The organism is Rhodanobacter fulvus Jip2 (assembly GCF_000264315.1).
Lineage (GTDB): Bacteria > Pseudomonadota > Gammaproteobacteria > Xanthomonadales > Rhodanobacteraceae > Rhodanobacter > Rhodanobacter fulvus.
In genome coordinates this window covers 18,569-32,313 of sequence record NZ_AJXU01000003.1, presented here as the reverse complement: position 1 = coordinate 32,313, position 13,745 = coordinate 18,569, and the positions used below count along the sequence as shown (strand labels likewise).

12 protein-coding genes are annotated in these 13,745 nt (G+C 61.8%); 5 read left to right on the top strand and 7 right to left on the bottom strand.

What is annotated here, in order from left to right; translation table 11 throughout:
- Window positions 1-21: 21 nt before the first annotated feature.
- The 3 genes from UU9_RS00640 to UU9_RS00630 form a co-directional block, all read right to left on the bottom strand.
- Complete coding sequence (locus UU9_RS00640; protein ID WP_237710189.1) at window positions 22-1,620, bottom strand: GGDEF domain-containing protein; 1,599 nt, start codon at window positions 1,618-1,620, stop codon at window positions 22-24.
- Window positions 1,621-1,793: 173 nt separating this feature from the next.
- The gene (locus UU9_RS00635; RefSeq protein ID WP_007079767.1) at window positions 1,794-2,213 is read right to left on the bottom strand and encodes a GlcG/HbpS family heme-binding protein; all 420 of its coding nucleotides are present in this window, start codon (window positions 2,211-2,213) and stop codon (window positions 1,794-1,796) included.
- A gap of 147 nt (window positions 2,214-2,360) precedes the next feature.
- Entirely contained in the window at window positions 2,361-3,374 is a 1,014-nt protein-coding gene (locus UU9_RS00630) for a zinc-binding alcohol dehydrogenase family protein (RefSeq protein WP_007079766.1), read from the bottom strand.
- On the opposite strand from UU9_RS00630, the gene UU9_RS00625 reads away from it, so the two are divergent.
- Entirely contained in the window at window positions 3,333-4,445 is a 1,113-nt protein-coding gene (locus tag UU9_RS00625) for a LysR family transcriptional regulator (protein ID WP_202799790.1), read from the top strand. The genes UU9_RS00630 and UU9_RS00625 overlap by 42 nt on opposite strands.
- Before the next feature lie 191 nt (window positions 4,446-4,636).
- Window positions 4,637-5,878 (top strand): 5-demethoxyubiquinol-8 5-hydroxylase UbiM, encoded by a 1,242-nt coding sequence (gene ubiM, locus UU9_RS00620; protein WP_007079764.1) that lies wholly within the window; start codon window positions 4,637-4,639, stop codon window positions 5,876-5,878.
- Window positions 5,879-6,034: 156 nt separating this feature from the next.
- On the opposite strand, the gene UU9_RS00615 is transcribed toward ubiM, so the two are convergent.
- Entirely contained in the window at window positions 6,035-6,892 is an 858-nt protein-coding gene (locus UU9_RS00615; protein WP_007079763.1) for a hypothetical protein, read from the bottom strand.
- Between the two features lie 382 nt (window positions 6,893-7,274).
- Between UU9_RS00615 and UU9_RS00610 the strand changes: the two genes are divergently transcribed.
- Window positions 7,275-8,567, top strand: a complete 1,293-nt coding sequence (locus UU9_RS00610; protein WP_007079762.1) for a complex I NDUFA9 subunit family protein — start codon at window positions 7,275-7,277, stop codon at window positions 8,565-8,567.
- Window positions 8,564-9,034: a DUF2269 family protein gene (locus UU9_RS00605; protein WP_007079761.1), complete on the top strand. Its 471-nt coding sequence runs from the start codon at window positions 8,564-8,566 to the stop codon at window positions 9,032-9,034. Before UU9_RS00610 ends, UU9_RS00605 begins: the two co-directional genes overlap by 4 nt.
- A 158-nt stretch (window positions 9,035-9,192) precedes the next feature.
- Here the strand turns inward: UU9_RS00605 and UU9_RS00600 are convergent, their stop codons facing one another.
- Complete coding sequence (locus UU9_RS00600) at window positions 9,193-9,606, bottom strand: helix-turn-helix transcriptional regulator (RefSeq protein ID WP_007079760.1); 414 nt, start codon at window positions 9,604-9,606, stop codon at window positions 9,193-9,195.
- 357 nt (window positions 9,607-9,963) lie between these two features.
- On the opposite strand from UU9_RS00600, the gene UU9_RS00595 reads away from it, so the two are divergent.
- Window positions 9,964-11,532, top strand: a complete 1,569-nt coding sequence (locus tag UU9_RS00595; protein ID WP_007079759.1) for a DNA cytosine methyltransferase — start codon at window positions 9,964-9,966, stop codon at window positions 11,530-11,532.
- On the opposite strand, the gene UU9_RS00590 is transcribed toward UU9_RS00595, so the two are convergent.
- Window positions 11,501-11,965, bottom strand: coding sequence for a very short patch repair endonuclease (locus UU9_RS00590; protein ID WP_007079758.1), 465 nt, complete (start codon window positions 11,963-11,965; stop codon window positions 11,501-11,503). The two genes, UU9_RS00595 and UU9_RS00590, sit on opposite strands and share 32 nt — an antisense overlap.
- A gap of 9 nt (window positions 11,966-11,974) precedes the next feature.
- A complete protein-coding gene (locus UU9_RS00585; RefSeq protein WP_007079757.1) occupies window positions 11,975-13,744 on the bottom strand; it encodes an AIPR family protein in 1,770 nt (589 codons plus the stop codon).
- Window position 13,745: the final 1 nt, after the last annotated feature.

The window sequence follows — 13,745 nt, the reverse complement described above, 5'->3', positions numbered from 1 at the left end:
GGCTTGCCGCAGTCACTCCGCTCACAACACCACGCAGCAGTTGCGGCCGCGGTGTTTGGCGCGATACAACGCGCGATCGGCGCGATCGAAGGCGTCTTCCGGCGTATCGCCCTTGCTCAGTACGGTCACGCCGCAAGACAGCGTGATCTGCACAGGCTGCTTCTGGCCGCGAAAGCAAGCACTTTCAATGCAGGTTCGCAGGCTTTCGGCCATGGCGCGGCCGGCCGTGGCGCCGGTTTCTGGCAGCACGACCACAAATTCTTCGCCGCCATAACGCGCCAGCAGGTCGTCGGGCCGCAATCGGGCCGCGAGTTGCTCGGCCACGATGCGCAAGGCGCGATCACCGGCGGCGTGACCGAAGCGGTCGTTGATCTTCTTGAAGTGATCGATGTCAATGACCAGCAGGCAGGCTTCGCCGCCGTCCTGCGTTATCTGCTCGCAAATCCGCGCGATGCTCTGCTCGAACACCAGCCGGTTGGCAATGCCGGTGAGCGGGTCGAGCGAGGCGAGTTGCTGTTTCTGCATGAGACGGACTTCAAACGATTGCGCGGAACGCTCCAGCTCGCCGATGCGCTGGCTCATCTGCTCGGACTGTAGGCGCCATTCGCGTTCGCGCGCGTCCTCGCGCTCGCGGAACGTCTTCAGGTGGCCGGCGATCGCGCCCAGTCGTGCCTGCACCTCCCTGTGCAAGCTGCTCATGTCTTGCGCCTGATCCAAATGGCTGCCCAGCGCGCCGATTTCGGTGGACAAATGACGGTCCAGTTCCTGCCGTGCGCCCATGCCGTCGTGGCGGTCGGTGCTCTCGTGGTCAAGGTACCGGTTCAGTTCGCCCAGTTGCAGGGTGACCTGGGCCAGCAACGCCTCGGCAGCCGCACGCTGTTCGTCGAGCTGCCGGTGATGGCGGTTGACCATGCAGGCGACAATTTCGGCCTGCACCGCCATCGACTCGTCGTCATTGGCCTGATCGATGGCCTTGCGGAGGTTGTCCAGGCGCTCGGTGGCGCTGTCCTCCAGCCCCAGTCGGTCGATCAATCCCAGCAACAGCCGAGCGGTGGCCGAACTCGCCGGCGCCGGTACCACTGCCGCGACCTCGTCCATCGGCCCGAGCGGCGCAACCGGCGGCTCGACTGGCAAGTCATCGAGCGAGCGCACGGCATCGGTGAGGCTGAGCAGCAACGACTCCAGCGCGATCTCCTCAAGCGGCTCACGCAAGCGCTGACGCAGTTCCCCCAAGGTGGCGTCGAGGATCGCGGCACGGCCCTCGGCCGCATAGGTCAGGCGGGAACACAACCGACGCAGCAGATTGTCGACCCGTAGCCAGCCCTCGCAGGCGCGCTCCAGTTGTTCGACCGTCTGCGACGACGCGAGTACCGGCCCCTGGATATTCATCGCCTGTCCCTGCTCAGATTTTCCGCATGGTAGGTGCGGAGACAGCGGAACGCACGCGTTTACTTCGCCAGGCTCGCGCTTTTCTGGCCAGGGCACCGCGCAAAGTGACTCATTGGGCTGCACATCGACGACCCGGCTCCGGGCGGACATCCAGTGGATCGGCCTGTCCGCGCCCCAACCAGGCGGCGACCGTTGCCCGCAGGACGGATCGGCGCCGATCGTCGGCTGCATGGGTGCGGGCAAACGACGACTCGCATTCCCTGCCCCTCCAAAAGAAAAAACGCCCCACTCGGGGCGTTTCGTTTTTGCAGGTGGATCGCTCGGGACCTCGCCAATCCTTTTGGAACTCGGCGTCCGTTGTCGCTGTGCGCAGCGCGGCGGATCAAAGCGCCGGCGAAACAGCCTCAGGCGAGAAGCCCCAGCGCACGCAACGCCTCTTCGGCCGCTTCATGGTCCTGCGCCGACGTGCCGCCGGAAACGCCGATGCCACCGGCAAGCTTGCCGTCGAGCAGGATCGGCACGCCGCCACCCACCGCCATGAGCCGCGGATGCTGGGCCAGCGGTGCCACCGTCGGCTCGCTCATGTAGGCATTCCACTGATGCGTGGACATGCCGAACGATGCGGCGGTCCACGCCTTGTCCATGGCCACCTCGGCGGTCAGGAAGGGCGCCGCATCCGCGCGTTCGAAAGCGCGCAGATGGCCGCCGGCATCGGTGATGGCAATAGTGGCCGCGAAGCCGCGCTGGGCGCATGCCGAACGAGCACGACCAAGCAGTTCGTGCGCGGCTTCCAGGCTGAGGGTGGGTTGGGTAATGGCGTTCATGGGGATTCCTGGGGACTGAAGAGTTAGCAAATAGCGGAAGAAGTCGTCATCCCAGCGAAAGCTGGGATCCAGCGTCTCGGCAATGCTTGAAGACACTGGATTCCAGCTTTCGCTGGAATGACGAGCAGGGCTTTGATCGAAACGTTCTCAGCGGGCGGCAACGACAACCTTGCCGATCATGTTGCCGGCTTCGACCAGCGCGTGGGCCTGGATCAGGCCCGCGGCATCGAGGCCATCGATACGTCGCGTGAGCGTGTGCACCACATCGCCGCGATCGACCAGTTCGGCCATGCGGCGCAGCAAGGCATGCTGTCGGGCGATGGTGCGCGTGGTGAAGATCGGGCGCGTGTACATCAGCTCCCAATGGATCGAGATGGACTTGGTCTTGAACGGCCCGATGTCGAGCGCGACCGGATCGTCGATCAACGCGAACTTGCCTTCCGGACGCATCACCGCGGCAATCTGCGGCACGTAGCCCGCGCTTTCATTGAGCCCCACCACGAAATCGACCTCCTTGATGCCGAGTGCCTGCAACTGCGGCGCCCAGGGCTCGCGATGGTTGATGACGTGGTGCGCGCCGTGCGCCAGCACCCACTCGCGCGTCCGGGCCCGCGAGGCAGTACCGATGATGGTGACGCCGGTCAATCGACGCGCCAGCTGGGTGAGGATGGAACCCACGCCACCGGCCGCGCCCGTCACCAGCAGCACGGTGTTTTCGGTGGGATCGGCCTCATGGATTCGCAGGCGGTCGAACAGCAGTTCCCACGCGGTGATCGCGGTCAGCGGCAGCGAAGCCGCTTCCGCAAAATCCAGCGACCGGGGCATCGGCCCCACGATGCGCTCGTCGACCGCCTGCAGTTCGCTGTTGCTGCCCGGCCGCGTGATGTCGCCCGCATACCAGACGCGGTCGCCGGGCTTAAACCGCGTGGCCAGCGGCCCCGTCGCCCGAACAATGCCGGCGGCATCCCACCCCGGAATGCGCGGTGCGTTTTCCGGCACGTCGCCGTGGGCGCGGATCTTGGTGTCCACCGGGTTCACCGAAACGGCTTTCACTTCGACCAGAAGGTCGTGATCGCGCAACTCGGGGGTGGCCAGTTCAACATCCTGCAGGGCGTCGGGATGGTCGATCGGGAGGTTCTGGAAAAAGCCGACAGCTTTCATGGGCGTGCTCTAGCGCGATGTGGAGGCGCCCATTGTGTCGATCTTCGTTTTTCAGAAAAATGGGTTAATGTCGGTAACACTTACCGAATTTTCAAGAAAATGATCCGACTCGACGACATCCAGATCTTTGTGCAGACGGTCGAGGCGGAGAGCTTTTCCGAGGCGGCCCGTCAGCTCAATATCGCCCCCGGCTTTGCCAGCGCCGCGGTGCAGCGGCTGGAGAAGGCGCTGAATACACGGCTGTTCGTGCGCTCCACCCGCAGCATGCAGTTGTCGGCGGAGGGCGAGCGGTATCTGCCGCATGCGCGTGCCATGCTCGATGCACGCTCGCAAGGCCAGCGTGCGCTGGCCAGCGGCCAGGACAGTTTGTCCGGAAGCCTTCGTCTCTCGGTGCCTTCGGATTTCGGCAGGAATCTCCTGTTGGGCTGGCTCGACGAATTCCAGCACCAGCATCCGGCCCTTTCACTGCACCTGCGGATGAGCGATCGCGCCGCCGTCCTGACGCGCGAACCGCTGGATGCAGCCGTGCGCTACGGCGCGTTGTCGGATTCGTCGCTGGTCGCGATTCCGCTGGTCGAAAACAACCGGCGTGCACTATGCGCCGCGCCATCCTATCTGGAGCGCGCAGGCAAGCCCGCAAGCGTGGACGACCTCAGGCACCACAACTGCCTGCGCTTCGTGTGGAGCGAGCAACTGCACGAACGCTGGCTGTTCACCCTGCCCGGCGGCAACAAGACCGTGAGCGTCTCGGGCAATCGCATCAGCGACGACGCCGATATCGTCCGCCGCTGGGCGGTGGCCGGCGAAGGGTTGGTCTACAAATCCCGCATCGACCTCGTCCCGGATCTGCGCGCCGGCCGCCTGGTCGAGATATTCCCGCCAGCCCACTGCGAACCGTCACCGCTCAACCTCATCTGCGCCGACCGCTCGCGATTGACGCCGGCGATCACGCAACTGAAAACCTTCCTGCAAGCACGCTGCGCGAGCCTGCTCGACGATTACTGGCAACACGTCGCAGCGAGCGCCGGCACAGGGAAAAACAAGACGCTTCGAACTGCTCCACGTCGCTGACGAACGCCCGCCTTTGCCCGTCATCCCAGCGGTTCTCAACGGCCGGACGTGCAAGAAGCCCGGCGGCCGACGGCAAGCCGCGCCAACCGCGGCAATTGAAACAGACCACCTCGCCGCTCCCCTGACCAGGGTCAACACATGCGGGCACGGCAAACGGTAGCTTGCAGCGACTCAATCGGAGCACCCTGCCCATGTCGTTCGATATCGTGATCATTGGCGCCGGCCCCGCCGGCCTGTGTTTCGCCCGCTCGTTGGCGGGTAGCGGCTTGCGCATTGCGCTGGTCGAGCGGCAGCCCGAGGCGGCGCTGGTCGCACCGGCGGACGACGGGCGCGAGATCGCGATCACCCATCACTCGCAGCGCCTGATGCGCGAGCTGGGTTTGTGGGCACGGCTGCAGGAAAACGAGATCGGCACCTTGCGCGACGCCATGGTGATCGATGGCGACGACCGCGACGGCCTGATCTTCCGCCACGACGAGACCGGCAAATCGCAGCTGGGCTGGCTGCTGTCCAATCATGCGATCCGCCGCGCGGCGTATGCCGAAGTGATGGAGCTGCCTGAGTCCGAACGGATCACCGGCGTGCAGGTAACCGCCGTGCGCACCGCCAGCGACGGCGCCCAGGTCGAACTGAATACCGGCGACATCCTGCACACCCAGCTCGTGGTCGCCGCGGACAGCCGCTACTCCGAGACCCGCCGTGCCATGGGCATCGCCGCCAGCATGCACGACTTCGGTAAAACCATGCTGGTATTGCGCATGCAACACGACGTGGCGCACGACCAGGTGGCGTGGGAATGGTTCGGCGTCGGCCAGACCCTGGCCCTGCTGCCACTGCACGATCCCCACACCTCGTCGGTGGTGCTGACCCTGCCACCGCAGGAAATGCAGACCTTGCTGGCGCTGGACGACACCGCGCTGGAAGCGGCGATGGCCTCGCGTTTCCAGCAACGCCTGGGTGCCATGCGGATAGCCGGCCCGCGTTGCAGCTACCCACTCGTCGGCGTGTACGCCAAACGCTTCGTGGCCGAACGCTTCGCCCTGATCGGCGACGCCGCCGTCGGCATGCACCCGGTCACCGCCCATGGCTTCAACTTCGGCCTGCTCGGCCAGGCCACCCTGGCACGCGAACTGCACGCCGCGGTTGCGGCCGGGCAACCGATCTACAGCCCCGAGTTATTGCACCGCTACGAACGCCAGCATCGATTGGCCACGCGCCCGTTGTATCTGGCCACCCGGATGCTGGCTGGTTTGTATACCGACGACCGACGACCGGCGCGGGTGGTGCGCAAGCTGGCATTGCGGGTCGGTGCGCGGTTGCGGCCGTTCCGGATGGCGGTGATGGCCGGGCTTACGGTTGATGGTGGGACGGAGCTGCGGGGTTCTCGCTTTCGATTGGGGCGCTCGGAGCGGGTGGTCGCGGTGAGGGAGTGATAATTCCTGGAGTGGTCCCCGACGCCTTTTCTGGCGAGCGAACCGAAAGCCCCTTCGTCAGCCTCGGTAAATCGGGCCATCTGAAAAGGGCTTCCGTGGGTGGTTCGCCATCACGAGGGAAATCACCCTACGGAGACTGACTCCCCGACTCGCTTCTCAGTGACCGCTTTCAGGAACCACCGAACCCGCTGGCGGCGCGACACTGCTCGCGCTGGCGAGCTTCTCGGGTTGACCGCCCCCGGAGGCGTATTGCCCGACCTGCAGGGTGAACTGTGCTTTTTGTCCTGATGCCACTGCGGCAGGATCGACGTACACCTGAATCTTGTAAGTCGTCGCAGCGCCAACGGACTGCGACCACGTCTCCGCTCCGGACGTCGCCGTGTCGACCAGCGGCTTGCCATGGGTCTGGTCATCCACCTTGAAGTGCACCTTGGCGTTGCTGGAGATGACATTGACCTTGACGGTCATGCCTGCCGCGATGGCCACGCTGAAGTTCTGCGACGTGGCGTCCGCCCCCAGTATCCAGCTTTGCACCGCCCATGATTTGCCGGGTTCGAACGTCACGGCAGTCGCCGGCGCCTGAAAGTCTTCGACCCCGTATTGGCCGATTTGCAACGCGTATTTCACGGTCTCACCGGAGGGCACCGCGACAGGATCGATGTAGACCTGGATCGTATACGTGGTGTCCGCCGCGTTGACTGTTGTCCAGCTGGTGTCGCCAGTCTTCTGGGAATCCAGTACCGCTTTTCTGCGGTTCTGGTCTTTCACCTTGAGCTGCACGTTCGGGCTGCGGGTGAGGAGATTGAGCTTGAACGTCTTGCCCGCCACACCGGCGACCGTGTAATCGACCGACTTGTTGAAACGGTCAAGACTGCCGACTTCCTGCGCCCACACACTGTTTGGCGCAAAGGTCACGTTGACCGGCGTGTCGGCGAATACGGGCAGCGATACGCAGGCAACAGCCAGGCCCAGCCCCACGCCGACGGCGCCGCGGAGAAAATCGAAACGTGACATGTGGAACCCTCGCGTAGTTTGGAATTCGCTGGGGATGCTTCGAAGATTCCACGTCCTGCATCGTGGCACGCGCATCGGCGCGGCGTTCCAGTACATGGCGGCGCCTCACCCCCGAGTCGGCGCCGTCTGCGAACGATACGCCTACTTTGGGTGGCTCGCGATTGTCCTCGACACGAATGGCACTTACTTAAGCCAAAAACCTCCACTTTTCGTCATTCCTGCGAAAGCAGGAATCCAGTGGCTTCAAGCTGTCAGGGGCGCTGGATCCCCGCTTTCGCGGGGATGGCAAGCTCAAATAAGTGCCATTCGTCCCTGACACATTTTTCGCCCCTGAACGTCGTCGTAAACGCGTACTCTTAGCCGCGCTTTCAGGGGAATTGCAATGCGTGTACTGGTTACGGGTGCCTATGGCTTCATCGGCGCACACATCGTCGCGGGCCTTGGTGCAGCCGGCCATGAAGTGGTTTGCGCCGTACGTGGTGGACGCGTCGATTCGCGCTTCCCCGGACTCAGCGCCATCGCCTGCGATATGGCTGACGATGTGCACGTGGAGGACTGGCTGCCTCGCCTGAAGGGCATCGATGCGGTGGTGAACAGCGCGGGGATTTTACGAAAGCGCGCGAATGACCGGTTCACCGCCGTACACGAGCAGGGACCGCTGGCCTTGTTCCGCGCCTGTGAACAGCTGGGTACTCGACGGGTAATTCAGATTTCCGCACTCGGTGCCGCCAGCGACGGCGAGTTCATTGCTTCCAAGCATCGCAGCGATGCGACGCTGGCAACGCTGGAGCTGGACTGGTTGGTGTTGCGCCCATCGCTGGTTTATAGCGTACGCGGTTCGTATGGAGGCACGTCGCTATTGCGTGGCCTGGCGGCCTTGCCGGGGGTGCTATTGCTGCCCGGAAAGGGTGAGCAGCAGGTGCAACCGATTGCTGCGGAGGACGTAGGGCAAGCCGTTGTCGCCGCATTGGCGCGACCGGCATTTGCGCGCGAATTCGTGGAACTTGTGGGCCCCGAAGTGCTGACCTTGCGCGACTACCTTTTTGCCTGGCGAGGCTGGCTCGGTTTCGGGCCGGCGCGCACACTGGCAGTGCCTGGCTGGTTGGTGCGCATCGGCGCCGCGCTGGGTGAGCGCCTGGGTAGCGGGCCATTGGGCCAGACCATGGCGCGCATGCTTGAACGCGGCAACGTTGGCGGCGCGCAGGCCAGCACACAACTGCAGGAATCACTCGGCCTGACGCCACGATCGTTGCTGCGCGCACTCACCGAGACACCGAGCGAAGTGCAGGATCGCTGGCATGCCCGGTTGTACTTTTCGCTGCCGCTGCTGCGAGTGTCGATTGCACTACTGTGGATGGGATCTGGCCTTGCTGGCTGGCTGGCCTCAGCAGCTGAGGTCGTGGCCGTGGTACCTGACGCCTCCCTGTCCAGTGGAAACTTGCTGGTGCTGGCGCGGCTGACCGCCACTGCCGACCTGGTGCTTGGCGTGCTGTTGCTGCTGCGCTGGCGATCGCGACTGGTGTTGACACTGATGCTGTTGATGTTGCTCGGCTACACCTTGGGCATCGGTATTGGCTGGCCCGGTCACTGGCTGGATCCGCTCGGCGGCTTGCTGAAGAATCTGCCATTGTTCGCGGTATTGCTGGTGCTGTTGGCAACGGACGAACGCCGATGAATGACTATGTGCTGCTGAAGGTCGTGCACATACTTTCGTCCACTTTGCTTTTCGGCACGGGCCTTGGCACGGCGTTCTTCATGTGGTTCACCCATCGCACCGGCCAGATCGAGGCGATTGCAGCGGCAACGCGACTTGCCGTTCGTGCCGACCTCTTGTTCACCACGCCAGCGGTTATCGTCCAGCCGGTGTCGGGCTATCTGTTGATGCGGCTGATGAATTTCGATCTGCACGCACGCTGGTTGCAGGCAGCCATCGTGCTGTATGTGGTTGCCGGCACCTGCTGGATGCCCGTGGTGTGGCTGCAATGGCGCGTTCGAGATTTGGCGGCTGACGCACTACGTGAAGGCGCACCCTTGCCGCCGGCCTACCATCGCTACATGCAGATCTGGTTCGCGCTGGGCTGGCCGGCATTCTTAGCTGTAATGCTGATCTTCTGGTTGATGGTAGCCAAGCCGGCACTGTGAGCTTGCGCGCGTGCGCGCATCTCGCTGGCGGTAAAAAGACCGAAAAACTGGGTCAAAAACTGAGTCTGAGTGGACCTTCCAAGGCGACGACCTCGAAGAAGTGCACTCTGACCCCGGTGCCCGTAAGCTGTCGTCATCGAGCCAAATCTCGACCTCGTTCACGTCGGCTCCCCGCTGCACGGTACCGCCGCGCGTGACCGCTTCGGCGATGGGCGCTTCAATTCGTTGTCCTGCAGGCTGCGGCCAAGGGTGTCTTCTGCGGCGAGCAGGTCGATGTCCGCCGCCATCCCCAGCACGCTAAGCACCCGCAGCATGGTGGCCAGACTGGTGGACGGATCGCCCGCCTCCAACTTGCCCAGGGTAGGCACGCTGATACCAACCCGTTCCGCAAGCATCGCTTGGGTCATCTTGCGACGCAGTCGCGCTGCACGCAGACGCTGGCCGAGGGCCACAACCTGGCGGCGGGCTTGCGGGTGGGTCGGCGGGGTGCGTTTTGACATGTAGATTAAATTAGTTTTCGGCTGGGTGTAATGCAAGTTAATTTGCATTGTTAGATGGAAGAATTCAACCATGGCGCGTCGGTATCCAGGGACGGGGCTTCGTGGATCAAAGAGACGGAGGAGCTTGATTTCCTCCGTCTCGCTTTCCGGCGGGGAGAGGGGGCGAAATTCGCCCTGATGGCCGCAACAGCGTTACCGCGTTGGGACATCTCCCATAGCAGCTGCGCGACTGGTGGAAACCATTCAAATCCTGAATGCGCGCAGGGCCTGCCTGTCCCTTGCATCAACAGACAGCGAAGTGACACCGCCCCGAACGAGGTACGTTGAGGGAATAAAAACGAGGGGCTTAGCGTCGCAGCCGAGACGTGCCAACTCTAGCCAAATTAACGGGACTTAGCTCGCAGGAAACGGTTAAAATCGTCATCCTTGATGGTGATCAAAACTCCCTTTCCGGTGATCGATTTGTTCGCGGGCCCTGGCGGGCTGGGCGAAGGCTTTTCGTCGCTCGTTGATGACACGGGGAATCGAAGGTTCAAGCTTGGTGTTTCCATCGAAAAAGATGAGGTGGCCCACCGCACCTTGTCACTGCGCGCCCTGTTTCGTGCGTTCAACAAGGACCACGTTCCGGACTGCTATTACGACTATCTGCGCGGGGACATTTCCCGCAGCGCGCTATTCGCGCACCCTTCCGTTCCTGACGAAGCTCGTTACGCCGCCTCAGAAGCGAAACATGCTGAGCTCGGCAAGACTCCGGTGGCAGACGTCGATGCCTGGATCACCACTGCGCTGGATGGGGCCAACGAATGGGCCTTGATCGGCGGACCGCCCTGCCAGGCCTATTCCCTGGCCGGTCGATCGCGACGCACCAGCACCAAGGAAGACCTGGAAAAGTTCGAGAACGACGAGAAACACTTCCTCTACAAGGAATACCTACGAGTCATTCGGGAATTTTCGCCCTCGGTATTCGTGATGGAAAACGTCAAGGGGATTCTGACGTCAACTCACAAAGGCACATCAATTTTTCAACGGATCCTTGCCGACCTTTCATCACCCGGCAAAGGTCTCGAATACCGCATTCGCTCCTTTGTCGTTGACGGTGAGGGGGATCAGCTGGATCCTGGCGACTTCGTGATTCACTCCGAGCGCTACGGCGTCCCTCAGAGCCGCCACAGGGTGATCCTGTTTGGGATCCGTGCAGATGTAGCCGCACGCGCAGCCGAGGCGAGCCCCACTCCCAAGCGTTATGCGCTCAGCCCCACCAAGGAACGCGTAGGGGTATCTCAGGCACTGTCCGGGCTTCCACCACTCCGCAGCCGGCTATCCAGGGGCATGGATTCGCATGAAGGATGGCTCGATGTGGTCGAAACTGCGCAGACGGGACTGAAAGGCTGGCGGAGCTTGCATCGAACCGAAATCGAAGAGGCCATGAGCCGCGCGTTTCACAACGCGCAGGCACATACTAGCTATGGCGGAAAGTTTGCTCGCCGACAGGTGACCATCGACAGCTCGATGCCCAAGGCGCTTCGCTCATGGTTCCATGACCCGAAGTTAGGTGGCGTGTTACAGCATGAGGCACGCTCGCACATGCCCTCCGACCTCCACCGGTATGTGTTCGCTGCTTGCTATGCAAATCTGATTGGCATCTCACCCGATCTTTCGTTGTTCCCGCCTCGTCTTCTACCGGATCATGCCAATGTGGATGCAGAGAACATCCCATTTTCCGACCGATTCCGTGTCCAGCGCGCAAATCTTCCCTCAACAACCGTCGTGGCACACATTGCCAAAGACGGTCACTATTACATTCACCCAGATCCTTCTCAGGCCCGGAGCCTGACTGTTCGCGAAGCCGCCAGGCTGCAGACGTTCCCTGACAATTACTTTTTTGAAGGGAATCGCACGGAGCAATACACACAGGTGGGCAACGCTGTGCCACCCTGGCTGGCCCGGCAAATCGCCGAAGTGGTTCTCAGTTTTCTGGATGGGTCAAAAACCCTCTGATTTCGCCGCGGGCTTCTGAAGCCGCGATCCACGAAACCATCGTGTCCTGAAGTGACGCAAACGCGGCCGGGTCGCGCGTCGCACATTCCCATACCGTCAGCACTCGCCAGCCATCGGCCAACAGCGTCTCGATTGCGTGCTGATCCCTGCTGACGTTCCCGGACAACTTGCTGGCCCAAAATTCGGGGCGGGTGGCTGGCAACTTAGCGAATCTGCAGGCCGCGTGCTGATGCCAGAAACAGCCGTGAACGAAGATCGCGACCTTCCGGCCGACCATCACAATGTCAGGAGCACCAGGCAGGTCACGGCGATGAAGACGGAACCGCAGACCTGCTGCAAACAATGCCTTTCGCACCAGGATTTCGGGGCGCGTGTGCTTGCCCCGGATCCCGGACATCATGCGACTTCGCGTTAATGAATCGACCACATCCACGACATTGCCTTAAGCCAGTTCGGGGATTCCTTCCATCACCTTCGAATACGGGGCTTTCAATACAGCTTCGCTGCAATCCGATTTTTTCGACCATTCCGAAATCATGCGACCAGAAGCCGTGCGCTGCAGTTCTTCATGAACCTCTTTGGCCCATATGGCAATCTGGGCCAGCAGTTCGGGAGAAAGACCTTGCCGGATCCAGACACGTTCAAGCTTGAACTGCTCACCCACGAGCTTTGATACCAGCGCCACCGTGTAGGAAGCGACATTTCCCTGAAACGCCTGGAACATCGGCCGAACCAACTTCTGCACCGCCTTGTAGAGAATGGCTTTGGCCACCATGGCTTTATAGGCAGTGCTATCAAGGACCGGAGCCACCCCACCTTCCTCCGGGGAGGGCATCGAAGACATAAAACGATCAAAGCACTTTTGCGCACCCAGACTGACCACGTCGGGCCTGCCATCCCACGCGAGCACATACTTGGCGAGATCGGTCTTGGTCAGCTTGCGCGCCGGTGGAACCGTGTTCTTCAGCGCTCGCAACCTGGCGGGCGTGGTTCCCTCACGAGCAAGCATCGTCGTGTAGCTTCCCGCGGCCCGTTCATAGAACCATCGCCCGACGCCATCAGGGCAATACACCGTCAGCGATAGCCGCTCGATATCCACATGGAACGGCTTGTTCGCCGAGAGATCCGACTGGCGCACCGCATTTTGACTATTCGCAAAACGCGAAATGTCGGAGACCAGGGCTTCCTCCTTGGCGGCATCCTGAATCTTCATGATGATGATTTTGGCCGGCACCCTCACCTGCGCAAGATCCGTATCCGGATACTTCTTTTTCGCAAAGTAGAGGGATGCCGTTGTCTGGCCGCCATTGACGATCTGCATGCCTTTCAACCAGGCAATACCAGGTGACCCGTCCAGAGCATTCGACAACCGCGCTTCGTCCGCGACCAGAACGATGCCGTTGTTGTAGGCCATGAACCGATCAGGCGCTTCGCGAAGCGTTTTCTGGATACCTGCATTGACGCCCTTGCCCCTGACGCTAAGAAACGAACGCACATTCGCCTCCAGCAGGCGGGCGCCATATCGCTCATAAAGATAGCGAAGCGCTTCACCTGGAATCGCTGCCAGCGCATAGTCGTAGTCGGCCTGACCTGGCACAAAAACACATGGCAATGCGGAGCCGGAGATCTGGGTGAAGTCCACAACGAGCTCATCGCGCGGCTTGCCTTCCGACATGTGCCGATACAGACGCTCGATGTCCATCACTTCAAGGTGGACGCTTTTCTTGCCGATCTGCCGGGGCTTGAAATTCTTGGTCTTGGCAACCTTGTCTGTCAGGACAAATACCCGAACCTGATCGAGACCGTTGTAGATGGACTGGATGGTCTCGGCCAGCGAGCGCGCTTCAATAGTTGGGTCAAGCTTGGACGCCATCTTTCCTTCAGCGCACAACAAAAGAAAACGCAGGCATTGATCGGCGACCGTTTTAGTCTCCGCGTCCGCGACGGGCGAAAGTGTGTCGACGCCATCGTAGAGGCTGACGAACAGGTCCAGCTGATCGCAATCATCCGAAATCGAATAGCCACTCAGTCGGAAGTTCGCATTCCCGATCTTGCCCCGATAGGGGCATCCGTTCGGCTCAAAAGTCATTCCGATATCGGCCATGTGCTGCATGACAATTTCGGAGAATGCGAGCTCGGCGAACGGTGAGCCATCCAGCATGCGAGCGCGAACGTCAGCCTGTGTTTCGCTCAGAAATTCTTGAAGATCCACC